Source organism: Streptomyces sp. NPDC088762 (assembly GCF_044750905.1).
Classification (GTDB): domain Bacteria; phylum Actinomycetota; class Actinomycetes; order Streptomycetales; family Streptomycetaceae; genus Streptomyces.
In genome coordinates, this window is the sequence record NZ_JBIVKT010000009.1 from 1 (window position 1) to 23,733 (window position 23,733).

Here is a 23,733-nt window from a genome sequence, read left to right on the forward strand (position 1 = left end):
ACGCCCGGTTACATTCCGAACCCGGAAGCTAAGCCTTTCAGCGCCGATGGTACTGCAGGGGGGACCCTGTGGGAGAGTAGGACGCCGCCGAACAACCCGCCCTTTTAGCTCAGTCGGTAGAGCGTCTCCATGGTAAGGAGAAGGTCAACGGTTCGATTCCGTTAAAGGGCTCCAATGAAAAAGGCCCCCGCCTCGTGGCGGGGGCCTTTTTGCGTTTCGGGCGCAGGATCCGTCGGGCGGCTGCCTGCGCCTGCCGGTGGGCACCTGCTGTCAAGTCCCGACTTTCAGGGTCGTGACCGTCGTCGCGGCGTGGGGCGCAATGGGATCACTGATGACGGAGCGGGAGGCGCACAGCCTCCTGGCCGCATCCCCACCCCGAGCCGGCGAAAGGACCCGCTCATGACCATCGCAAGGATTCGACGCATCGTTCTGAGGATCGTGGAGGCCCTGCTGCAAGGCGACGTCACCTGAGGTCGCAGGGCTCCGACGCCTCGTTTCGGAGATCGGGGCGCCCGTCAGTCGCCTTCGCGCTGGTGGGGGACCCGGAAGGCGAGGATGGCCATGTCGTCCGAGGCCGGTTCGGCCGCGAAGCGTTCCACCGCGCGCAGGACGCGGGAGGCCACCGCGCCGGCGGTCAGGCCGGTGCAGGTGGTGAGGACCTCGGCCAGGCCGTCGTCACCGAGCATGCGGGAGCCCTCGCGGCGCTCGGTCACGCCGTCCGTGACGCAGAGCAGGACGTCGCCCGGTTCGAGGGTGAGGGTCTGTTCGTAGAGTTCCAGGTCTTCCAGGACGCCGAGCAGCGGCTGGGGATCCGCGGCGGCGGTGACCTCGCCGTCCGGGCGCAGGCGGAGCGGGAGCGGGTGGCCGGCGCAGACGACCTTCATCAGGGCGCCACCGTCGGGCTGGGGGTGGAGCTCTCCATAGAGGAGGGTGAGGAAGCGGCTGCGGGCGCCCTCGTCGAGGATGGCCGCGTTGAGGCGTTCGAGGACAGCCGGGCCGCCGAGGCCCTCGCGGGCCAGGAGGCGCAGGGCGTGCCGGGCGAGGCCGGTGACCGCGGCGGCCTCCGGGCCGGTGCCGCAGACATCGCCGATGGCGAAGCCGTACGCGCCGTCGCGGATCGGGAAGACGTCGTAGAAGTCGCCGCCCACCTCGTTGCCCTCGCCGGCCGCGCGGTAGATGACCTCGACCTCCATGCCCGGGATCGCGGGGGAGCCGGGCGGCAGCAGGCTGCGCTGCAGGGAGCGGCTGATCGCGGTGCGCTCCGAGTAGAGGCGGGCGTTGTCCAGGGCGAGGGCCGCCCGGCGGGAGAGGTCCTCGGCGAGTTCGAGGATTTCCTGTCGGAAGTGCTCCTCGCTGGGCTTGCCGAGCGTCAGCATGCCGATGACCCGGTTGCGCGCGAGGAGAGGGAGGACGACGGTCTCGCCGCCGACCGCCGTGGCCGTCGAGGGCCAGAGGCGGGCGCCGGCCTCGCGGACCGGCTCCGGCGGGCTGACCCGGGAGAGGAGGGCCTTGAGGGCGTCGATGCGTTCCTCGTCCTCGTGGAGCACGTACGAGAGGTACGGGTCGGAGGACTGGTCGGCGATGGTGTAGACGGCGCACCAGGTGGCGAGGGTCGGGACGGTCATCTGGGCCATGAGGGCCAGGGTCTGGTCCCGGTCGAGGGTGCCGGCGAGCAGGTCGGAGGCCTCGACGAGGAAGGAGAGGGAGCCGCGGCGCAGGCGTTCCAGCTCGCCGAGGCGGGCGGACTCGACGGCGAGGGCGATGCGGTCGGCGGCGAACTGGAGGCGCAGGGCCTCCGCGTTCGAGTACCGGCCGGGTACTTCGGCGGCGACGCCGAGGGAACCGGTGAGCCTGCCCTCGACCTTGAGCGGGACGGTGACCGCGGAGCGCATCCCGGTGGACTCCAGGAGCGGGACGGCTCCGGGGACGGCCGCGAGGTCGTCGTGGACGGCGGGCATGCGGGCGGAGCCGTACCGGTTGGTGCCGGCCTCGACGGGGACCCGGGCGAAGCGCTGTCGGGTGGAGGGCAGGCCGGTGGTGGCGCGGACCTCGAGCTCGGTCTCGTCGTCGGTGGCCAGCAGCAGGAAGGCGGAATCGGCGTCGAGCAAGTCGCGGGCCCGTTCGACGGTGCGCTGCAGCAGGCCGTCGAGGTCGTCGGGGGCGGGGGAGCCGATGAAGACTTCGAAGGGGTCGGGGCGGGCTTCGGTCAGGTGGCCGATGTCGGTGGCGGGGACGCGTACGGGGGTCTGGAGCAGGGCGCGCTCGTCGTCGTGGACGAGGAGGCAGACGATCGAGGGCTCGCCGTGGGCATCGCGTACCCGCAGGTGTGAGGCGTAAACGGGGATCACTCGGCCGTCGGCGCCGCGGATGCCGTAGCTGCCCTCCCAGCGGGACAGGCGCAGGGCCTCGGCGATGCCGGTGCCGGTGCCGGGGGTCTGGGGCCAGGCGGCGAGCTCGGCGAGCGGGCGGCCGATGACCTTCTCGGGCGCGTAGCCGAAGACGTGCTCGGCGTCCTCGTTCCAGGCGGAGATCGCGTCGGCGGAGTCGATCTGGAGGACGGGGACGCGGACCCGGCTGTCGGCGAGCGGCAGCAGCTGGTCGGGGACGACGGGGCCCGCGGAGCGGGTACCGACCGGCCGGTCCGGGAGGTCGAGGCGGAACCACACGTGCTTGTGGGTGGCCGTGTACTCGACGCCCCAGCGGGTGGCGAGGGCGGCGCAGAGCATCAGGCCGCGGCCGTTCTCGCGGTCGGGGTCGGCGTAGGGGCGCTCACCGGGGTGCTGGAGAGGAAGCTCACGTTCCGGGTAGCGGTCGGCGACCTCGACCCGTACGCCGTCCTCGGCGCGCAGGCACAGGACCTCGGCCCGGGTTCCGGCGTGGACCACGGCGTTGGTGACGAGCTCGCTGGTGAGGACCACCGCGTCGTCGATGATGTCCGCGAAGCCCCATCCTTGCAGGGTGTCGCGGACGAACGCGCGAGCGGCGGCGACCGAGCGCCCGAGGGGATCGAAGCTGGCAGCCGCCCGTGCCGTGATCACGATTCTCCTTCGACGCGGTTGGACATCGGTTGCCAGGTTACTTACCTTCACGGTCGGCATGGTGCCGTCGTCGGGGAATCCACCCGCAGGGTACGGCCGGTGTGCGATGGTGCCGAAGTGTTATGGCCGGGTTCGGCCAGGGTGAAACACTGGGCAGGCTTGTAGGACCGGCTTGTGACGAGTCAGGTGTCCGGTGGAACAGCGGTCGACCCTTTCGGGAGGGACACGGTGGAGTCTGGCGCAGCGGTGCGGCGTACGGGAACGCGGCCCAAGGGCGGACGGTCCCGGCGCGGTAGCACGACGGAGGTCGATACCGCCGCACTGAACAGGCTGCTCACGGCCCTGGTGTCGATGCGGGACGGCAATTTCCGCAAGCGGCTGACGGTGTCCGGCGAGGGCGTGATGGCGGAGATCGCCGCCGTCTACAACGAGGTCGCCGACCGCAACCTCCACCTGACCGGGGAGCTGTCCCGGGTCCGGCGGATGGTGGGCCGTGAGGGGAAGCTGAGCGAACGGCTGGAAACAGGTGCCTGTGAGGGCTCCTGGGCGGCCGCGATCGATGCCTCGAACCAGCTGGTGGACGATCTGGCGCGGCCGGTGTCCGAGGTGGGCCGGGTGCTGTCGGCGGTGGCCGAGGGCGATCTGGACCAGCGGATGGACCTGCGGACGCAGGCGGCCGACGGGGCCGGGCACCCGCTGCGCGGGGAGTTCCTGAAGGTCGGGCGTACGGTCAACAACCTGGTCGACCAGCTGTCCGCGTTCACCGACGAGGTGACGCGCGTGGCGCTGGAGGTGGGCACCGAGGGGAAGCTCGGCGGTCAGGCCCAGGTGCGCGGAATGTCCGGTTCCTGGAAGGATCTGACCGACTCCGTCAACACGATGGCGTACCGGCTCACCGCTCAGGTGCGTGATATCGCTCTCGTGACGACGGCGGTGGCGAAGGGCGATCTCTCGCGCAAGGTCACGGTGCACGTGGCCGGCGAGATGCTCCAGCTGAAGAACACCGTGAACACCATGGTGGACCAGCTGTCCTCCTTCTCCTCCGAGGTGACCCGCGTCGCCCGCGAGGTGGGCACGGAGGGCGAGCTGGGCGGCCAGGCCAAGGTGCCCGGGGTCGCCGGTGTGTGGAAGGACCTGACCGATTCCGTCAACACCATGGCCGGCAATCTGACGGCCCAGGTGCGGGGCATCGCCCAGGTCACGACGGCCGTCGCGAACGGCGACCTGTCGCAGAAGGTGCGGGTCAGCGCGCGCGGCGAGGTGGCGCAGCTGGCCGAAACGATCAACCAGATGACCGAGACGCTGCGGACCTTCGCGGACGAGGTCACGCGCGTGGCCAGCGAGGTCGGGGCCAAGGGAACGCTCGGCGGCCAGGCGCAGGTGCCCGGTGCGGCGGGGACGTGGAAGGACCTCACCGATTCGGTGAACACGGTCTTCCGCAACCTCACCACGCAGGTGCGGGACATCGCGACGGTGACGACGGCCGTGGCCAACGGCGACCTCTCGCAGAAGGTCACCGTCGATGTGGCCGGCGAGATGCTGGAGCTGAAGAACACCGTCAACACGATGGTGGACCAGCTCCAGTCCTTCGGTGCGGAAGTGACGCGCGTGGCCCGTGAGGTCGGCGTCGAGGGCGAGCTGGGCGGCCAGGCGCAGGTGCCCGGGGCCGCGGGGACGTGGAAGGACCTCACCGATTCGGTGAACACCGCCTTCCGCAACCTGACCGGCCAGGTCCGCAACATCGCGCAGGTGACGACGGCGGTCGCGAACGGTGACCTGTCGCAGAAGGTCACCGTGGACGTCTCCGGCGAGATGCTTCAGCTGAAGAACACCGTCAACACGATGGTCGACCAGCTGTCCTCCTTCGCCGACCAGGTCACGCGGATGGCGCGGGACGTGGGCACGGAGGGCCGCCTCGGCGGTCAGGCCCGGGTCGAGGGGGTGTCCGGCACCTGGAAGGAGCTCACCGACTCCGTCAACTTCATGGCCGGGAACCTGACCTCACAGGTGCGGCAGATCGCCCAGGTGACCACGGCCGTGGCGCGCGGCGACCTGTCCCAGAAGATCGACGTGGACGCCCGGGGCGAGATCCTGGAGCTGAAGAACACCATCAACACGATGGTCGACCAGCTCTCGGCCTTCGCGGAGCAGGTGACCCGGGTGGCCCGGGACGTGGGCACGGAGGGCCGGCTCGGCGGTCAGGCGCAGGTGCCCGGGGTGGCCGGCGTATGGCGTGACCTGACGGACTCGGTGAACGGCATGGCCGGGAACCTGACCTCGCAGGTGCGCAACATCGCGCAGGTCGCGACCGCGGTGGCCCGCGGCGACCTGTCCCAGAAGATCGACGTGGACGCCCGGGGCGAGATCCTGGAGCTGAAGAACACCCTCAACACGATGGTCGACCAGCTCTCGAACTTCGCGGAGCAGGTCACGCGGGTGGCCCGTGAGGTGGGCACCGAGGGCATCCTGGGCGGTCAGGCGGAGGTCAAGGGAGTCTCCGGCACCTGGAAGGACCTCACCCAGTCCGTCAACTTCATGGCGAACAACCTGACCTCCCAGGTGCGCAACATCGCCGAGGTGACGACGGCGGTCGCGACCGGTGACCTGTCGAAGAAGATCACGGTCGACGCGAAGGGCGAGATCCTCGAACTCGTCACCACCGTGAACACGATGGTCGACCAGCTGTCCTCCTTCGCCGAGCAGGTGACCCGGGTGGCCCGCGAGGTCGGTTCCGAGGGCATCCTCGGCGGCCAGGCCCGGGTGCGCGGGGTCACCGGCATCTGGAAGGACCTCACCGACAACGTCAACCTGATGGCGAACAACCTGACGTCGCAGGTGCGCAACATCTCCCAGGTCTCCTCGGCCGTCGCCAACGGCGACCTGACGAAGAAGGTCACCGTCGAGGCGCGCGGCGAGGTCGCGCAGCTCGCCGACACCGTCAACACGATGGTGAAGACCCTGTCGTCCTTCGCCGACGAGGTCACGCGCGTGGCCCGCGAGGTGGGTACGGAGGGACGCCTGGGCGGTCAGGCGCACGTGCCGGGCGTCTCGGGGACGTGGAAGGACCTCACCGACTCGGTGAACTTCATGGCGTCCAACCTCACCGGCCAGGTGCGGCAGATCGCCATGGTCACGACCGCCATCGCCAAGGGCGACATGACCAAGAAGATCGACATCGATGCCCGGGGCGAGATCCTGGAGCTCAAGACGACCATCAACACGATGGTCGACCAGCTGTCCTCCTTCGCGGACCAGGTGACGCGGGTGGCCCGCGAGGTGGGTACCGAGGGCATCCTGGGCGGCCAGGCGCGCGTCCGGGACGTCGACGGCACCTGGCGGGACCTGACCGAGTCCGTGAACGAGATGGCCGGGAACCTGACCCGGCAGGTGCGCGCGATCGCGGCCGTGGCCACCGCGGTGACCCGCGGTGACCTGAGCCTGAAGGTCGACGTGGACGCGGCGGGCGAGATCCAGGTCCTCCAGGACAACATCAACACGATGATCGTCAACCTGCGCGACACCACCTTGGCCAACAAGGAGCAGGACTGGCTCAAGGGCAACCTCGCGCGCATCTCCGCCCTGATGCAGGGCCGCCGGGAACTCGACGACGTGGCCTCGCTGATCATGAGCGAGCTGACCCCGGTGGTCTCCGCGCAGCACGGCGCGTTCTTCCTGGCGCTGCCGACCGGCGGCTCCACCGAGATCGGGACGGAGGGCGGTCCGGACGGCTCGTACGAGCTGCGGATGCGCGGGAGCTACGCGTACGCCGGGGGCCAGATGCCGATCTCCTTCCGGCCGGGGGAGGGGCTGATCGGGACCGTCGCCGAGGAGAAGCGGACGATCCTGGTCGAGAACACCCCGCCCGGCTACCTGAAGATCTCCTCGGGGCTCGGCGAGGCGCCGCCGGCGCACGTGATCGTGCTGCCGGTGCTCTTCGAGGGCAAGGTGCTCGGCGTCATCGAGCTGGCGTCGTTCACGCCCTTCACGCAGATCCAGAAGGACTTCCTCAGCCAGATCGCCGAGATGATCGGCACGAGCGTCAACACGATCAGCGTCAACTCCAAGACGGAGATGCTGCTGAAGCAGTCGCAGGAGATGACCGAGCAGCTGCGCGAGCGCTCCGACGAGCTGGAGAACCGTCAGAAGGCCCTCCAGGCCGCCAACGCGGAGCTGGAGGAGAAGGCCGAGCTGCTGGCCCGGCAGAACCGGGACATCGAGGTGAAGAACACCGAGATCGAGGAGGCGCGGCAGGTCCTGGAGGAGCGCGCCGAGCAGCTCGCGGTCTCGATGCGCTACAAGTCCGAGTTCCTGGCGAACATGTCGCACGAGCTGCGGACCCCGCTCAACTCGCTGCTGATCCTGGCCAAGCTGCTCGCCGACAACGCGGACGGGAACCTCTCTCCGAAGCAGGTGGAGTTCGCCGAGACCATCCACGGCGCGGGCTCGGACCTGCTCCAGCTGATCAACGACATCCTCGACCTGTCGAAGGTCGAGGCGGGCAAGATGGACGTCTCGCCCACGCGGATCGCGCTGGTCCAGCTCGTGGACTACGTGGAGGCGACCTTCCGGCCGCTGACCGCCGAGAAGGGGCTCGACTTCTCGGTCCGGGTCTCCCCGGAGCTTCCGGCGACCCTGCACACCGACGAGCAGCGCCTCCTGCAGGTGCTGCGCAACCTGCTGTCGAACGCGGTGAAGTTCACGGACAACGGGGCCGTGGAGCTGGTGATCCGGCCCGCCGGGGCCGATGTGCCCGCGGCGATCCGGGAGCAGCTGCTGGAGGCCGGTTCGCTGCAGGAGGCCGACGCCGACCTGATCGCCTTCTCGGTGACCGACACCGGGATCGGGATCGCGGCGAGCAAGATGCTGGTGATCTTCGAGGCGTTCAAGCAGGCGGACGGGACCACCAGCCGCAAGTACGGCGGCACGGGCCTGGGCCTGTCCATCAGCCGGGAGATCGCCCGGCTGCTGGGCGGGGAGATCCACGCGGCGAGCGAACCCGGCCGCGGGTCCACCTTCACGCTGTACCTGCCGCTGCACCCCAGCGAGCTGCCCCCGCAGGGCTACGCGCCGCCCACGCCCGGCGGCGGCCGCGCCGAGCTGTACCGCAGGCCCTCGGACGGGGCGCCGCGGCAGGCACTGCCGGAGGCCCCGGCGGCGCCCGTACCACCGGCGCTGCCGCCGTCGGCTGCCCCGGTGGGCGGCGGGGAGCCGGCGGGGCAGGGGGCCCCTTCGGCCCTGTTCCGGCGGCGCCGCAAGGCCCTGACCGATCCCCTGCCGCGGGTGGAGGTGCCGGGCCAGCCGCACGCCGACGCGTGGGCGGCGGAGGAGGCGCTCCCGGCCGCGCCGCGGACGTACGACTTCCACGGCGAGCGGGTGCTGATCGTGGACGACGACGTGCGCAACGTCTTCGCGCTGACGAGCGTGCTCGAGCAGCACGGGCTGGCGGTGCTCTATGCCGAGAACGGGCGGGAGGGCATCGAGGTCCTGGAGCAGCACGACGACGTGGCGGTCGTGCTGATGGACATCATGATGCCCGAGATGGACGGATATGCGACCACCGAGGCGATCCGGCGGATGCCGCAGTTCGAGGGGCTGCCGATCATCGCGCTGACCGCCAAGGCGATGAAGGGTGACCGGGAGAAGGCGATCGAGTCCGGTGCGTCCGACTATGTGACCAAGCCGGTGGAGCCCGACTACCTCCTGTCGGTCATGGAGGGGCATATGCGGGGCAAGTAATCGCAGGACACGTGTGATCGGGCGGCGCGGAGGGAACCTTCTGCTCTGCCACCGCGTTTCTGCTTCGTGCACAGTGACATCCTGGTGACAGGGTGTGGCGATCTCGGGACTGGGGCTACGATGACCGGCACAAGGACGGACGGCGCAAGGATGCCGTCCTCTGGGGCGGGGCCCGGCGTACAGGCCGGCGCCTGGAGCCGGGGAGGCCCCATGCCGGGGCGAGGAGGACAGGGCATGGTGCAGAAGGCCAAGATCCTCCTGGTCGACGACCGGCCGGAGAATCTGCTGGCGCTGGAGGCCATCCTCTCCGCGCTCGATCAGACACTGGTCCGGGCGTCGTCGGGGGAGGAAGCGCTCAAAGCGCTGCTGACGGACGATTTCGCGGTCATCCTGCTGGATGTGCAGATGCCGGGCATGGACGGATTCGAAACGGCCGCGCACATCAAGCGGCGGGAGCGGACCCGGGACATCCCGATCATCTTCCTCACCGCGATCAACCACGGTCCGCACCACACCTTCCGCGGCTACGCGGCGGGCGCGGTGGACTACATCTCCAAGCCCTTCGACCCGTGGGTGCTGCGGGCCAAGGTCTCGGTCTTCGTGGAGCTGTACACGAAGAACTGCCAGCTGCGGGAGCAGGCGGCGCTGCTGCGCCTCCAGCTGGAGGGCGGCGGTACGAGCGGCGTGGACGGCAGCAAGGAGACGGCCGGACTGCTGGCCGAGCTCTCCGCGCGGCTCGCGGCGGTCGAGGAGCAGGCCGAGGCGCTGACCAAGCAGCTCGGCGAGGATTCGGCCGACGCCGGAGTGGTGGCGACCGCGGCCCATCTGGAACGCAAGCTGACCGGCCTGAGGCGGGCGCTCGACGCGCTGGAGCCCGGGGCGGGCGGCGGAGCCGTACTGCCCGCGCAGGGCTGAACCGCCAGCCGTGCCTGCCGGTGGGGTCGTGCCCGCCTGAGCGGGGCCGGGCAGGTGGAGATGCCCCGGTTTGACGGCCGCCTGGCGGGCCGTCAGGTCTGGTGGGGCGTCAAAGCCGGTATGTGGCGGGCGACACGAACGGGTGAAGGGGTGGGCACGCGTGTCCACCGGCGCGGTCACCGGTAACCTCGGCCCCATGGCCTCACGTACGTCCGGCAAGGGTTCCCCGAGCACCGCGGGCACCGCGAAGAGCCGCACCGGCCGTACGCCCGGGCCGGCCAAGAAGGCGGCTCCCGCGCGCAAGCCCCCGGCGAAGAAGGCCGCGGCCGCCAAACGCCCGGTCAAGAAGGTCGCGCCCAAGCCCGCGCCGTCCCCGACCGGGGGCGTGGTGCGGCTGGTGCGCGCCGTGTGGCTCGGCTGCGCGCACGCGGTCGGCGCGGTGTTCCGCGGGATCGGCCAAGGCGCCAAGAACCTCGACCCCGCGCACCGCAAGGACGGCGTGGCCCTGCTGCTGCTCGCCCTCGCGCTGATCGTCGCCGCGGGGACGTGGTCGAACCTGAGCGGTCCCGTCGGTGATCTGGTGACCATGCTGGTCACCGGTGCCTTCGGGCGCCTGGACCTGCTCGTGCCGATCCTGCTCGGCGTCATGGCGGTGCGCTTCATCCGCCATCCCGAGCAGCCCGACGCCAACGGCCGCATCGGCATCGGGCTGTCCGCCCTCGTCATCGGAGTGCTGGGCCTGGTCCACATCGCCTGCGGAGCACCCGGCCGCGACGAGGGCACCACCGCGATGCAGAACGCGGGCGGGCTCATCGGCTGGGGCGCCTCCAAGCCCCTGATCTTCACCATGGGCGCGCCGCTGGCCGTGCCCATGCTGCTGCTCCTGACGGTCTTCGGCCTGCTCGTGGTCACCGCGACCCCGGTCAACGCGATCCCGCAGCGGCTGCGCAGGCTCGGCATCAGGCTCGGGGTCATCGCCCCGAACGCATACGACGAGGGGTACGGGGAGACGGCCCCGGCGGGCGCCGCCGCCGACCGGCACGACCCCGAGCGGTGGCGGGCCCGTACCGGCGCCGGCGCGGGACCGGCCGTCCCGGCCGATGCCGCCGAGGAGGAGGCCCTCGCCCGCAGGCGCCGGCCGCGGCGGTCCGCGCCCCGGCCCGGCATGGACCGCGGGATGGACGCCGTCGACGTGGCCGCCGCGGCCGCCGCCTCCCTGGACGGGGCGGTCTACGGGGGGCTGCCGCCCTCGCCGCTGGTCGCCGACCTCACCCAGGGCATCGCCGTCGGCCGGGAGGGCGTGGAGATCACCGCGCCGGTGCCGCCCGCCCGCGAGGAGCGTCCCGTACCGGCGGCCGGTCCCGCTGACTCCGCCGAGCCCCCGCACGCCACCACGGCCGCGGCCTCCGGGACGCTGTCCGTGCCCGACCTGACCAAGGCGCCGCCGGAGACCCAGCCGCTGCCGCCGCGCGCCGAGCAGCTCCAGCTGCGCGGGGACATCACGTACGCGCTGCCCTCGCTCGACCTGCTGGAGAAGGGCGGCCCCGGCAAGACCCGCAGCGCCGCCAATGACGCGGTGGTCGCCTCGCTGCGCAACGTGTTCACCGAGTTCAAGGTCGACGCGGACGTCACCGGCTTCACCCGGGGGCCGACGGTCACCCGGTACGAGGTCACGCTGGGGGCCGCGGTCAAGGTCGAGCGGATCACCGCGCTGACCAAGAACATCGCCTACGCCGTGGCCTCGCCGGACGTCCGGATCATCAGCCCCATCCCCGGCAAGTCCGCCGTCGGCATCGAGATCCCGAACACCGACCGCGAGATGGTCAACCTGGGCGACGTGCTGCGCCTCGCGGACGCGGCCGAGGACGACCACCCGATGCTCGTCGCGCTCGGCAAGGACGTCGAGGGCGGCTACGTCATGGCCAACCTCGCCAAGATGCCGCACGTGCTGGTCGCCGGCGCCACGGGCTCCGGCAAGTCCTCCTGCATCAACTGCCTGATCACCTCGATCATGGTCCGGGCCACCCCGGAGGACGTCCGGATGGTGCTGGTCGACCCCAAGCGCGTCGAGCTGACCGCGTACGAGGGCATCCCGCACCTGATCACGCCGATCATCACCAACCCCAAACGGGCCGCCGAAGCGCTCCAGTGGGTCGTGCGCGAGATGGACCTGCGCTACGACGACCTGGCCGCCTTCGGCTACCGGCACATCGACGACTTCAACCAGGCCATCCGTGACGGCAAGATCAAACTGCCGCCGGGCAGCGAGCGGGAGCTCAATCCGTACCCGTACCTGCTGGTGATCGTCGACGAGCTGGCCGACCTGATGATGGTGGCCCCGCGGGACGTCGAGGACTCGATCGTCCGCATCACCCAGCTGGCCCGCGCGGCCGGCATCCACCTGGTGCTCGCCACCCAGCGGCCCTCGGTGGACGTGGTCACCGGCCTGATCAAGGCGAACGTGCCCTCACGGCTTGCCTTCGCCACCTCCTCGCTCGCCGACAGCCGGGTCATCCTCGACCAGCCGGGCGCCGAGAAGCTGATCGGCAAGGGCGACGGGCTGTTCCTGCCGATGGGTGCGAACAAGCCGGTCCGCCTCCAGGGCGCCTTCGTCACCGAGGACGAGATCGCCGGGATCGTCCGGCACTGCAAGGACCAGATGGCCCCGGTCTTCCGGGACGACGTCACGGTCGGGCAGAAGCAGAAGAAGGAGATCGACGAGGACATCGGCGACGACCTCGACCTGCTGTGCCAGGCGGCGGAGCTGGTGGTGTCCACGCAGTTCGGCTCCACCTCAATGCTCCAGCGCAAGCTGCGGGTCGGCTTCGCCAAGGCCGGCCGGCTCATGGACCTCATGGAGTCGCGGGGGATCGTGGGACCGAGCGAGGGCTCCAAGGCACGCGACGTCCTGCTGAAGGCAGATGAGCTGGACGGAGTGCTCGCCGTCATCCGAGGGGAGGCCCATCCGTGACGGGTGCGTGTTCCCGGCGATTTTCCGGGCAACCGTTTCCCCTGAGCCCGCGTCCAGTTGAACGGAGGTGGCGGCACGGCGCACGGCATCGCGCACGGCGTCGGGCCGCCGCACCGGACCGACCTCCCCTCGCCATTCGGATGGCGTAGGAAGTGCACCCTCCGGTTGCTCCACCCTTTCGTCACCCCCCTAGACTGGACTTCCAGCAGGTGGCTACACGCTCGAAAGGCGCCCACGTGTCCATCGGCAACTCCAACTCCCCCGAAGAAGAGCGGCCTTCGACCGACGACCGGTCCGAGGACCACATCGTCGAACGTCCCGTCGAAGGACCGTCCATCGGGACGGCCCTCAAGAAGGCCCGGATCGCCGCCGGGCTCACCGTCGACGAGGTCAGTTCCATCACCCGCGTGCGCATCCCGATCGTGCACGCGATCGAAGAGGACGACTTCACGCGGTGCGGCGGCGACGTGTACGCCCGCGGTCACATCCGTACGCTCGCCCGCGCCGTCGACCTCGACCCGGCACCCCTGGTCGATGCCTACGACGCGGCCCACGGCGGCCGGCCGGCACCCACCCCCGCCGCGCCGATGTTCGATGCCGAGCGCATCCGCCCCGAGCGGCAGCGGCCCAACTGGACCGCTGCCATGGTCGCCGCCATCGTCGCCGTGATCGGCTTCGTGGGCTTCACCGCCTTCAGCGGCGGTGACGGCAACGAGAAGCGACCGGTGGCGGAAGGTTCCGCCGCGCCCAAGCCCGCCCCCAAGCAGACCGGCGGGAAGCCGGCCGCCCAGCCCCAGCAGACCCCGCAGCCGCCGAAGCCGGAACCTTCCGACAGTGCCATCGCGGCGGCCCCCAAGGACCTCGTCACGGTGGTCCTGCTGGCCGACACCGGGGAGAGCTGGGTCTCCGCCAAGGACCACAGTGGCCGGCTGCTCTTCGACGGCACCCTCGCGCAGGGCGAGTCCAAGACCTTCACGGACAAGGAGTCCGTCGACCTCGTGCTCGGCGACGCCGGGGCCGTGAAGCTCTTCGTGAACGGCAAGGAGATCAAGGACGACTTCCAGCCGGGACAGGTGGAACGTCTCACATACACCAAGGAAGACCCCCTCCAGAACCAGCCCCAAGCGGGCTGAGGCGGGGCCGCCCTAGGGCGGAACGTGCGAATCCGGATCCCCGGGGCGCGGTGCGGCACCTGCCGCCGGCCCCGGGGATCTTGCCGTGGGGGGACTTGGGGCGGGGGCCGGCGCCGGGACGAAGTAGTCTTGAGTCCATGCCCGAACGCCGTACCGTCGCCCTTGTCACTCTTGGCTGCGCCCGTAACGAGGTGGACTCGGAGGAGCTCGCAGGCCGCTTGGCGGCGGATGGCTGGGAGCTCGTCGAGGACGCCGCCGATGCGGACGTCGCCGTCGTCAACACCTGTGGCTTCGTCGAAGCCGCCAAAAAGGACTCCGTAGACGCCCTGCTGGAAGCCAATGATCTGAAGGATCACGGCAAGACCCAGGCCGTCGTCGCCGTCGGCTGTATGGCCGAGCGCTACGGCAAGGAACTCGCCGAAGCGCTCCCCGAGGCCGACGGAGTCCTCGGCTTCGACGACTACGCCGACATCTCCAACCGCCTGCAGACCATCCTGAGCGGCGGCAGCGTGGAGGCCCACACCCCGCGCGACCGGCGCAAGCTGCTGCCGATCACGCCGGCGGAGCGCCAGAAGGCCGAGGTCGCCCTCCCCGGCCACGCCCAGACCTCCGCCGAGGAGCCGGCCGCGGCCCCCGCCGACCTGCCCGACGGGCTCGCGCCCGCCTCCGGGCCGCGCGCACCGCTGCGCCGCCGCCTCGACACGAGCCCGGTGGCCTCGGTCAAGCTGGCCTCCGGCTGCGACCGGCGCTGCTCCTTCTGCGCCATCCCGTCCTTCCGCGGCTCCTTCATCTCCCGCCGCCCCAGCGACGTACTGGGCGAGACCCGCTGGCTCGCCGAGCAGGGCGTCAAGGAGATCATGCTGGTCTCCGAGAACAACACCTCCTACGGCAAGGACCTCGGCGACATCCGCCTGCTGGAGACCCTGCTGCCGGAGCTCGCGGCGGTGGACGGCATCGAGCGCGTCCGCGTCAGCTACCTCCAGCCCGCGGAGATGCGGCCCGGCCTGATCGACGTACTGACCTCGACCCCCAAGGTCGTCCCGTACTTCGACCTCTCCTTCCAGCACTCGGCCCCCGACGTGCTGCGTGCCATGCGCCGCTTCGGTGACACCGACCGCTTCCTGGAGCTGCTGGACACCATCCGCAGCAAGGCCCCGCAGGCCGGCGTGCGGTCCAACTTCATCGTCGGCTTCCCCGGCGAGAAGGAGTCGGACTTCGCCGAGCTGGAGCGTTTCCTCACCCACGCGCGCCTCGACGCCATCGGCGTCTTCGGCTACTCCGACGAGGACGGCACCGAGGCCGCCGGCTACGAGGACAAGCTGGACGAGGACACCATCGCCGAGCGGCTCGCCCACATGCAGCGCCTCGCCGAGGAGCTCACCTCGCAGCGCGCGGAGGAGCGGATCGGGGAGACCCTGGAGGTACTCGTCGAGACGGTCGTGCCGCTGGACGAGGCCGAGGACGGCGAGGGTGCCTACGGGCGCGCCGCCCACCAGGCCCCCGAGACCGACGGACAGGTCGTCTTCACGGACGGCACGGGGCTGGTCCCCGGCCGTATCGTCACCGCCAAGGTGGTCGGTTCCCTCGGTGTGGACCTCGTGGCCGAGCCCCTGGGCATGGATCTTGAGGAGGCGGCCGGATGACCGGAGTCCCGGCATCGGCGGCGGGCGGGACCGGCCGCCGGCCCGCGCCCGGCGCGAAGCTGGGAGCCGCCGCGGTCAACCAGGCCAGCCTGTGGAACATCGCCAACATCCTGACGATGATCCGGCTCGTCCTGGTGCCGGGATTCGTCTTCCTGCTGCTCGCCGAGGGCGGCTACGAGCCGGCCTGGCGGGCGTGGGCATGGGCGGCCTTCGCCGTCGCCATGATCACGGACATCTTCGACGGGCACCTGGCCCGGACGTACAACCTGGTCACGGACTTCGGCAAGATCGCCGACCCCATCGCCGACAAGGCGATCATGGGCTCGGCGCTGATCTGCCTCTCCTGGCTGGGTGACCTCCCCTGGTGGGTGACCGGGGTGATCCTGGGGCGGGAGCTCGGGATCACGCTCCTGCGGTTCTGGGTGATCCGCTACGGAGTGATCCCGGCCAGCCGGGGCGGCAAGCTGAAGACCCTGGCGCAGGGCACGGCCGTGGGGATGTACGTGCTCGCGCTGACCGGCCCGCTGGCGACCTTGCGCTTCTGGGTGATGGCGCTCGCCGTCGTGCTGACCGTCGTCACCGGTTTGGACTACATCCGGCAGGCGGTCGTACTGCGCCGCAAGGGTCTCGCCGCGGAGCGGGCCGCGGCGAGGTGACATATGCGGCGGGGGATTCTTCCGGTGTCTGAAGGTGCATCCGGTGTGGCGGAAGCGGCGGGCGCCGCGGTGGACGCGGTGGACGCGGCTGCGGAAGTGCTACGGCTGCTCGCGGAGAGTGACCAGACCCTCGCCGTCGCGGAATCCCTGACCGGCGGCATGGTGGCCGCCGAGCTCACGGCCGTACCGGGCGCGTCCCGGTCCTTCCGCGGTTCGGTCACGGCGTACGCGACGGAGCTCAAGCACCGGATCCTGGGCGTGGACGCCGGGCTGCTCGCGGCCGAAGGCGCGGTGAACGCGCAGGTCGCGGAGGAGATGGCGGCCGGAGTACGGCGGGTGATGGGCGCTTCCTGGGGCATCGCGACCACGGGAGTGGCCGGTCCGGACCCCCAGGACGGGCAGCCGGTGGGGACGGTTTTCGTCGCCGTGGCCGGTCCGGGGGCCAGGAAAACGGCCCGGCTGCGGTTGAACGGCTCCCGGGAGGAAATCCGTAGGGAGAGTGCACGGACAGTGCTCGAACTCCTCTCGAGCGAACTCCGCGAGAATCTGCGGGGGCAGGATACGGAACAGGACGGGGGGATTTGATGTTTACAGCCCTGAGTGAACACGACATCGCTCCCCGCACGGCCGCGGCGCGAGGCGGTACGGTGGGGCGTGAAGGATGCGGCTACACGGTCAGAGGAGGGAGCCACCGATGATTCTGCTCCGTCGCCTGCTGGGTGACGTGCTGCGTCGGCAGCGCCAGCGCCAGGGCCGTACTCTGCGCGAAGTCTCCTCGTCGGCTCGAGTTTCGCTCGGCTATCTCTCCGAGGTGGAGCGGGGGCAGAAGGAGGCATCCTCCGAGCTGCTCTCCGCGATCTGCGACGCGTTGGACGTACGGATGTCCGAGCTGATGCGCGAAGTCAGCGATGAACTGTCGCTGGCCGAGCTGGCACAGTCGGCCGCGGCAAGCGAACCGGTCAGCGTGCCGGTCCGCCCGATGCTCAATTCGGTCTCCATGGCTTCGGTCGCGGGTGGGCCGGAGCGGGTGACCATCAAGGCGCCTGCGGAAGCGGTGAATGTCGTAGCCGCGTGAGCGAGCACGTGAGCGTGTGAGTGTGGCCGGAGCCCCGGCCGGTGCGTCGAGCGCCGGCCGGGGCTCCCGGCCGTTCTGGGTGCGGGGCCGGGGGGTGTGCGGGAGGATGGGGCCGTCCGGGTCCCGGCCCCCTGGGAGGCAGCCGTGCGGCGGTTACTGCGCCTGCGCGCGCGTACGCGTCTGGGTCTGCGCCCCTGGGTGGGGATGCGCCGGCGGGAGGGTCTGAGCCGGCGGGAGGGTCTGAGCCGGCGGGAGGGTCTGCGCCCGCGGGAGGGTCTGCGCTCGCGCATACCTGCGCCGGTGGCTCTCGCGTTGGCGGTGGGGGTGCTGTGGTGGTGGGCCGTGCTGCGGCTGGCCCTGGCGCCCGCGGAGTCCGGGCCCGTGGAGGGCGCGGTGGCCGTGGGCGGCTGGGGGCTGGGGCTGCTGCCCGTGCACTGCGTACCGGAGCCGAAGCGCAGGGCCCGGCGGCGGGCGGCGGACGTGGCTGCCGGGGTTGCCGGGGTTGCCGGTGTGGCAGCGGCCACCGCGGCTACCAGGGCATCGACACTCCGCCGTTCGGGCGAAGGATCTGGCCCGTCATGAAGGACGAGGCGTCCGAGGCCAGGTAGAGCACGGCCTGGGCGATGTCCTCGGGCTCGCCGACCCGGCGCAGGGGCGACATCCGGACCATCATCGCCTCGGTCTGCTCCTGCACCTCGGGGGTGTGCCGGCCGGTCATCGGGGTGCGTATCCAGCCGGGCGCGACGGCGTTGACGCGGATGCCGTGCGGTCCGGCCTCGGTGGCGAGGGTCTTGGTGAGCTGAACGACGGCGGCCTTGGCGGCGCTGTAGCAGAGCAGGCCGGGCTGCGCGGCGTCCACGGCGCCGGAGGCCATGGTGACGATCGACCCGGGCCGGCCGGCGGCGATCATGGATCGGGCGGCCTCCTGGCAGGTGCGCAGAACCCCCTTGAAGTTGATGTCGAGCACCCGGTCCAGGTCCTCGTCGGCGGTGTCCAGCACGCTGCTGGTGTGCATGATCCCGGCGATGGCGGCGGCGATGTCGAGCGGGCCAGCGGCCGCGACGGCGGCCCGCAGGGCGGTGCGGTCGGTGACGTCGAGGGAGTGGACGGTCGCGGCTCCGCCGGCCTTGGCGATGAGGGCGGCCGTCTCGGCGAGGCCCTGCGCGTCGCGGTCGGCGCAGTGCACGTGCGCCCCCGCCTCGGCGAGGAGGAGGGCGGTGGCGCGGCCGATTCCGCTGCCGGCGCCGGTGATGAGGGCGGTGCGTCCGGTGAGGTCGTACGGGGCTGAGGCGGTGCCGGTGGGTAGGGGCATGCGGGGACGGTACGACCGCACCTGACGGAGCGTCAACTAGGGGGTGGGGCCCGGCTGGCAGTGGGGGCACCAGTAGGTGGGGCGGCCGTCCTGGGGGGCCTCGCGGATGGGGGTGCCGCAGCGCAGGCAGGGGCGGCGGGCGCGGCCGTAGACGAAGAGGTCCTGGCCGCGGCCGCGGCTCCCGGTGGTGTTGCGGGGGCCGGGCCGGACGCCGGCGTTGGCGGCCAGCAGGCGCTGCGCGGCGGCGGCCAGGCGGGGGAGCGTTGCCTCGGGGAGCGCGCCGACCGGGGTCCAGGGGCTGACCTGGGCCATGAAGCAGAGCTCGGCCTTGTAGATGTTGCCGATGCCGGCGAGGTTGCGCTGGTCGAGCAGGGCCTCGCCGAGCGGGCGCTCGGGGGCGGCCAGGAGGTTCGCGGCGGCGCGGTCGGGGTCCCAGTCGGGGCCGAGCAGATCGGGGCCGAGATGGCCGACGACCCGGTCCTCGTCCGCGGTGCGGATCAGCTCCAGGACGGGGAGGCGGTAGCCGACGGCCGTCTGGTCGGCGGTGGCGAGGATCGCCCGGATCTCGTAGACGGGGCCGCCGTGCCATTTCGCGCCCGCGGGGAACACGTGCCAGGCGCCGTCCATGCGGAGGTGGCTGTGGAGGGTGAGGCCGCCCTCGAAGCGGGCCAGGATGTGCTTGCCCCGGGGGGTGACGTCGAGGGTGGTACGGCCCGTGAGGTCGGCGGTGGCGAAGCGGGGGACGCGCAGGTCGCTGCGCGTGAGGGGCTTGCCGGCCAGGGCGGTGTGCAGGCGGGCCGCGGCGCGCAGGACGCTGTCTCCTTCGGGCATGGCCCCATTGTGCGCGCCCCGCGGCGACCGCGGGCCCCGGCGGCGGGGCGGGGGTCCCTCGGCGGGGCGGGGTCCTGCGGCGGCGGGACGGGGGTCCGGCGGCGGGGCGGGGTCCCGCGGCGGGGCGGGGTCCCGGCGTGCGGTTGCCGGGGCCACAGCGGGCCGCCGGCCCCGGCTCCACCTGGCCCTGGGCTCGCCCCGGCCCTGACCCGCCGTGCCCCCGGCCCGCTCTGGCCCCGGCCCTGGCCTCTGGCCCCAGGGCGCTGCCCTGCCCTGCCCTGCCCTGGCCGCCCCGCCCCGGCGCTGGCCTCTGCGGCCAGGGTGTTGGCCTGCCTTTGTCCGGCCTTGGGCTGCGGTGCCTTCGGCCCGTTCTGGGGTCAGGGTGTTGGTCTGTCCTCGCCCCGGTCCTGGGCTGCGGTGCGTTCGGCCCGTTCTGGGGTCAGGGTGTTGGTCTGTCCTCGCCCCGGTCCTGGGCTGCCGTGCCCTCGGCCCGCCTTGGCCGTGCTCGCGCTGTCCCCGCACTGTCCTTGCCGCTGCCCCGCCCCCTGGCCTCGACAGCTGTTCCCGGTGCATGTCTGACACCGGCCCCCGGCCTACCGGTCCCGCGCTAACCTCGGCCGGTAGCTGGCCTCGGTACCTGTCTGGCCGCGACCGTGGGCCAGCCCCGGTGCCGGGCCCCGTCACCCGGCTCTCCTCTGGCCGAGCCCTTGGCCCCCCCGCCTCCCAGCCCCCGGCCGCCCTCTGGCCCCCGGGCCCCCGGTCCCGGCCCCCGGCTTGGCATCTGGCTCCCGCATCCCGCCCGCTGGCCGTCCCTGCCCCCGGCCCTGGCCGCTGATCCTTGGTCCCGGTCCGGCCCCGGCCCTGGCCTATGGCCCGGCCGCCGGCTTCCGCCCTCCGGCCGTTGGCCCTGGCCCCAGACCGGCCCTTGCCCCCGCCCCTCCCCCTGGCCTCTGCCCTCGTTTCGGGTGGGTCGGGCCCGCGGGGGCGTGGCTGGGCGCGTCAGCGGGGTGGGGCTGGGGCCGTGGATCCGGCCGTCTGTTTCGCCGGGTGGGGAACTATCGTTCAGCGTACGGTCGTTGGGTGGGTGATAGTTTCGGTGAGCGGGAGGGGAGCGGCATGGCAGGGGTAACGGTTCGGCGGGGGATTCCGGGCGGCGCCGAGTTGCAGGCGGCCGGGCTGTACTGGGGGGCCTTCGGGCGGAAGCTCGGGCCGGCCCTGAACCCGCCCGACAAGGCGGTGCCCTTCATCGCCGCCCACCTCAACGCCGACCGCGCCGTTTGCGCGCTCCTCGACGGGCGGCTCGTCGGCCTCGCCGGCTACCAGCTCGGCGGCCGAGCCCTGACCGGGGGATCGGCCTCCGACGTACTGCGCACGTACGGACAGCTGCGAGGACTGCACCGGCTCCTGCTCCTCGCCCTGTTCGAACGCCACCCGGCCCCCGGCCAGCTCGTCATGGACGGCATCGCCGTGGACGCGGGCCTGCGCGGTCGCGGCGTCGGGAGCCTGCTCCTCGATGAAGTGGCCGCCGTCGCGGCCGAGCAGGGCTGCCGGGAGATCAGGCTGGACGTCATCGACACCAATCCGCGCGCGAGAGCCCTGTACGAGCGCCGCGGCTTCACGGCCGTACGGACCGAGCAGACGCCCTACCTGCGCAGACTGATGGGTTTCGGCGCGGTCACCACCATGCACCGCCCCGTGGAGGCGAACGGGCCGGGAGGGCGGTGGGCATGACGGACGAGGTGACCGACCGCGTCGAGATCCCCACCCGCATGCTCGTCCACGCATTGATCCGGGAGGACGGTACGGTCGCCGCGGACGAGCTCTACACCGTCGCCGGAACCCTTGGCATGAGCGACCAGCAGGTGCGGCTGTGCGTCAAACGGCTCGTGGCCGAAGGCCGGTTCACCCACGAGGGCCGCGGCCGCAAAGCACTGCTGCACGCGACCGAGGACACCACGCACGCCCTGGCCCCCCACGCGGACTTCCTGAAGTACGCGTTCCGCCAGGACGCCGGCCTCGCCCCCTGGGACGGTGTCTGGCACCTGGCCGCCTTCGCGGTGCCCGAATCGGCGCGCCCGGCCCGCGACGCCCTGCGCGACACGCTCGTCCACCTCGGCGGCGCCCCGCTCCAGGGGGGACTGTACGTCTGCGCCAACGCCTGGGAACCGTACGTCGAAGACGCGGCCCACCGCCTCCTCGGGGCCGACGGCGCACTCACCCTCCTCACCACGACGGACCTGCGCAGGGGCGGCATCCGGGAGCCTGCCGAACTCGCCCGCCGGCTGTGGCCGTTGCCGGAGATCGCCGGGCGTTACCACCGCCTCGCGCGGATCGCCCGGCCCCGCCTCGACCGGCTCACCGGCCCTGCCGCGCTCTCCCCGCCCGAACTGCTCACCATCGCGGCCGAGCTGGCCGCCGAGCTCACCCGCGCCATGGACCCCGACCCGCTGCTGCCCCCTCAGCTCCTGCCCCGGCCCTGGCCCGGCACCCTGGCCCGGCAGCTCGTCGCCCGGTGCTGGGCGGCCCTCCGGGAACGCGACCACGGCGAAGCGCGCCCGGCCCTCTTCCGCCTCTACGCCGACATCGCGCGAGAGGCGGCGGACCGGGCCGTCGCTGATGAGGAGTCAGCGGACGGGGCGTAGGGGGCGGCCCGGTGGACGCCCCTGCGCCACCCGGGCGATCCGCTCGCGCCGGTTCGGGCCGTGCCTGCGCGTCCGCCGCCGGTGGGCGGCCTCCTCGTGAGTGTCTGCGTGCACGGGGTCAGCCCCGGGTCGGGAACCACGAAACGGAGCAACGCAATGAAGGTCGCCGTCCTCGGCACCGGCGCGGGAGGCCGCGCGCACGCCGCCAAGCTGCTGGAACTCGGGCACGACGTGTACGTCGGCACCCGCGACTCCCAGGCCACCCTCGGCCGCACCGAACCGGACTTCATGGGCATCGAACCCTTCGGTCAGTGGTTCGCGAACTACCCGGACATCGGGCTCGGCAGCTTCGGCGAGGCCGCGGCGGCCGCCGACTTCGTGATCAACGGGATCGACGGCGCCAACGCGGTGCGCGTGCTCGGCGGCCTCGGCGAGCAGCTCGCGGGCAAGACGCTGATGGACTACGCGGTCCCGTTCGTCTACAACCCGGAACAGGCCCACCCCTGGCCCACCCCCTGGGGAGTGATGCCGGCCCTGGACCCCGTCGACCACGACAGCCTGGGGGAGCGGATCCAGCGCGCCCTGCCCCGGGTGAAGGTCGTCAAGGCCTGCGTCACCCAGGAGCAGGAGACCGTCGTCAATCCGAAGGCCGTGGCCGGAGGCGACCACACGATGTTCATCGCGGGGGAGCACGACGATGCCAAGGCGGAGGTCACCGCGCTCCTGCGGTCCTACGGCTGGCAGGACATCCTCGACCTCGGTCCGCTGGTCAGCTCCCGGGGCATGGAGATGTACTCCCACATGCACAGCGCGATCCAGTTCGCGCTCGGCGGCGCCCGCTTCGGGATGAAGGTGATGCGCTGACGGGGAGTGCGGCCGGGAAGGGGCGAGCCCCTGCGACGGGGTGCCGTCGCAGGGGCTCGCGGTGGGAAGGGAGAAGGGCCCGGTGGGCCGCCCGCTACTTCCAGGTGAGGGGCTTGCCGTTGCTCAGGTTGTTGTAGGGGTTGCCCCAGTACTGGGCGCCGACCACCTTCGTCTGGGCGGACGGGGCCAGGGCGATCGCACAGCCGGCCTGGGTCTGGCCGTTCGTGAAGCCCTTCGGCAGCGAGTCGTCCTTGCACTTCTCGAACTTGCCGATGACCGAGACGCCCTGCGCCTCGCTGCCGTCCGGGAGCAGGCCCTTGATGTGGCCCACCGAGGAGTACGACAGGTCCGTGGTGCCGACGTTCTTGACCGTGTAGCGGACGTAGTAGGGGATCATCCCCTTCACCTTGTCGCCGAGGTTGAGCGAGTCGAGGTCGGCGGGGTTGCCCTGCTCGACGGTGGTGACCGTGAGGGCGATGGTGCCGCCCTTGTTGCTTCCGTAGTCGAACGGGACCGTGGCGGTCTCGCCGAGCTTGAACGCCTGGCCGGACTTGGCCGTGCCCGCCGCCCCGGAGGGGGCTTCGCTGCTGTAGCCGCTGCCGCCCGCCGAAGGGCTGGCCGGGGCCTCGCTGGGGGCGGTCGAGGCGCCGCCCGAGGCCGAGCCGGTCGGCGCCGGGGCCACCTCCTCGTTGCCGTTCTTGCAGCCCGTCAGGGCCAGGGTGCCGGCGACTGCCAGGGCGACCGCGCCCAGGGTGGTTCCACGCATGCTGATGGTGCTCACTCTTCTCTCCCCCATGACTGTGCATCGTCTGTGCGATGGCTGTGATCATCTTGATAAGGGATGAGTAAGTGCCCGTTCCAGTCCAGCGGCCGGTGGCGACGGCTTCGTGACATGCCCAAGACATGAGCGGAACAGA

General features: G+C 71.8%; 16 protein-coding genes, 1 tRNA gene and 1 rRNA gene. 14 read left to right on the forward strand and 4 right to left on the reverse strand.

All coding sequences use genetic code 11. The features are described from left to right. Together rrf and ACIP5M_RS20890 are read left to right on the forward strand one after the other, a co-directional pair. Nucleotides 1-93: ribosomal RNA gene (gene rrf / locus ACIP5M_RS20885) — 5S ribosomal RNA — on the forward strand; the annotation flags it as partial. A gap of 5 nt (nucleotides 94-98) precedes the next feature. Further along, nucleotides 99-174 (forward strand) — tRNA-Thr (locus ACIP5M_RS20890). A 341-nt stretch (nucleotides 175-515) separates the two neighbouring features. Here ACIP5M_RS20890 and ACIP5M_RS20895 read toward each other — a convergent pair. Further along, nucleotides 516-3,098, reverse strand: coding sequence for a SpoIIE family protein phosphatase (locus tag ACIP5M_RS20895; RefSeq protein WP_401199097.1), 2,583 nt, complete (start codon nucleotides 3,096-3,098; stop codon nucleotides 516-518). Nucleotides 3,099-3,266: 168 nt separating this feature from the next. Between ACIP5M_RS20895 and ACIP5M_RS20900 the strand changes: the two genes are divergently transcribed. The 9 genes from ACIP5M_RS20900 (at nucleotide 3,267) to ACIP5M_RS20940 (ending at nucleotide 17,749) form a co-directional block, all read left to right on the forward strand. After that, on the forward strand, nucleotides 3,267-8,774 hold the full coding sequence (locus tag ACIP5M_RS20900) for a HAMP domain-containing protein (RefSeq protein WP_401199099.1): 5,508 nt from the start codon (nucleotides 3,267-3,269) through the stop codon (nucleotides 8,772-8,774). 234 nt (nucleotides 8,775-9,008) lie between these two features. Further along, nucleotides 9,009-9,689, forward strand: a complete 681-nt coding sequence (locus tag ACIP5M_RS20905; RefSeq protein WP_401199101.1) for a two-component system response regulator — start codon at nucleotides 9,009-9,011, stop codon at nucleotides 9,687-9,689. A 196-nt stretch (nucleotides 9,690-9,885) separates the two neighbouring features. Then, on the forward strand, nucleotides 9,886-12,660 hold the full coding sequence (locus ACIP5M_RS20910) for a DNA translocase FtsK (protein WP_401199103.1): 2,775 nt from the start codon (nucleotides 9,886-9,888) through the stop codon (nucleotides 12,658-12,660). 236 nt (nucleotides 12,661-12,896) lie between these two features. Beyond that, on the forward strand, nucleotides 12,897-13,793 hold the full coding sequence (locus ACIP5M_RS20915) for a helix-turn-helix domain-containing protein (RefSeq protein ID WP_401199105.1): 897 nt from the start codon (nucleotides 12,897-12,899) through the stop codon (nucleotides 13,791-13,793). Nucleotides 13,794-13,930: 137 nt separating this feature from the next. Beyond that, nucleotides 13,931-15,436 carry a 30S ribosomal protein S12 methylthiotransferase RimO gene (gene rimO, locus ACIP5M_RS20920; RefSeq protein ID WP_401199106.1) on the forward strand — a complete coding sequence of 502 codons (1,506 nt, stop codon included), beginning with the start codon at nucleotides 13,931-13,933 and terminating at the stop codon, nucleotides 15,434-15,436. Continuing rightward, nucleotides 15,433-16,092 carry a CDP-diacylglycerol--glycerol-3-phosphate 3-phosphatidyltransferase gene (pgsA, locus tag ACIP5M_RS20925; RefSeq protein ID WP_401199108.1) on the forward strand — a complete coding sequence of 220 codons (660 nt, stop codon included), beginning with the start codon at nucleotides 15,433-15,435 and terminating at the stop codon, nucleotides 16,090-16,092. The genes rimO and pgsA overlap by 4 nt, the downstream gene beginning before the upstream one ends. A 78-nt stretch (nucleotides 16,093-16,170) precedes the next feature. Continuing rightward, nucleotides 16,171-16,677 carry a CinA family protein gene (locus tag ACIP5M_RS20930; protein WP_401199463.1) on the forward strand — a complete coding sequence of 169 codons (507 nt, stop codon included), beginning with the start codon at nucleotides 16,171-16,173 and terminating at the stop codon, nucleotides 16,675-16,677. A 109-nt stretch (nucleotides 16,678-16,786) separates the two neighbouring features. Further along, complete coding sequence (locus tag ACIP5M_RS20935) at nucleotides 16,787-17,167, forward strand: helix-turn-helix domain-containing protein (RefSeq protein WP_030389368.1); 381 nt, start codon at nucleotides 16,787-16,789, stop codon at nucleotides 17,165-17,167. Between the two features lie 276 nt (nucleotides 17,168-17,443). Next, entirely contained in the window at nucleotides 17,444-17,749 is a 306-nt protein-coding gene (locus ACIP5M_RS20940) for a hypothetical protein (protein ID WP_401199465.1), read from the forward strand. Here ACIP5M_RS20940 and ACIP5M_RS20945 read toward each other — a convergent pair. Together ACIP5M_RS20945 and ACIP5M_RS20950 are read right to left on the reverse strand one after the other, a co-directional pair. After that, nucleotides 17,697-18,479 carry an SDR family NAD(P)-dependent oxidoreductase gene (locus ACIP5M_RS20945; RefSeq protein WP_401199110.1) on the reverse strand — a complete coding sequence of 261 codons (783 nt, stop codon included), beginning with the start codon at nucleotides 18,477-18,479 and terminating at the stop codon, nucleotides 17,697-17,699. The genes ACIP5M_RS20940 and ACIP5M_RS20945 overlap by 53 nt on opposite strands. A 36-nt stretch (nucleotides 18,480-18,515) precedes the next feature. After that, entirely contained in the window at nucleotides 18,516-19,310 is a 795-nt protein-coding gene (locus ACIP5M_RS20950) for an Fpg/Nei family DNA glycosylase (RefSeq protein WP_401199112.1), read from the reverse strand. A gap of 1,116 nt (nucleotides 19,311-20,426) precedes the next feature. Between ACIP5M_RS20950 and ACIP5M_RS20955 the strand changes: the two genes are divergently transcribed. From ACIP5M_RS20955 to ACIP5M_RS20965, 3 genes are all read left to right on the forward strand, one after another. Further along, nucleotides 20,427-21,041: a GNAT family N-acetyltransferase gene (locus ACIP5M_RS20955; RefSeq protein ID WP_401199113.1), complete on the forward strand. Its 615-nt coding sequence runs from the start codon at nucleotides 20,427-20,429 to the stop codon at nucleotides 21,039-21,041. After that, the gene (locus ACIP5M_RS20960) at nucleotides 21,038-21,952 is read left to right on the forward strand and encodes a PaaX family transcriptional regulator C-terminal domain-containing protein (RefSeq protein WP_401199115.1); all 915 of its coding nucleotides are present in this window, start codon (nucleotides 21,038-21,040) and stop codon (nucleotides 21,950-21,952) included. Before ACIP5M_RS20955 ends, ACIP5M_RS20960 begins: the two co-directional genes overlap by 4 nt. A 156-nt stretch (nucleotides 21,953-22,108) precedes the next feature. Continuing rightward, entirely contained in the window at nucleotides 22,109-22,816 is a 708-nt protein-coding gene (locus tag ACIP5M_RS20965) for an NADPH-dependent F420 reductase (RefSeq protein ID WP_401199117.1), read from the forward strand. 94 nt (nucleotides 22,817-22,910) lie between these two features. On the opposite strand, the gene ACIP5M_RS20970 is transcribed toward ACIP5M_RS20965, so the two are convergent. Next, complete coding sequence (locus ACIP5M_RS20970; RefSeq protein WP_401199119.1) at nucleotides 22,911-23,597, reverse strand: hypothetical protein; 687 nt, start codon at nucleotides 23,595-23,597, stop codon at nucleotides 22,911-22,913. Nucleotides 23,598-23,733: the final 136 nt, after the last annotated feature.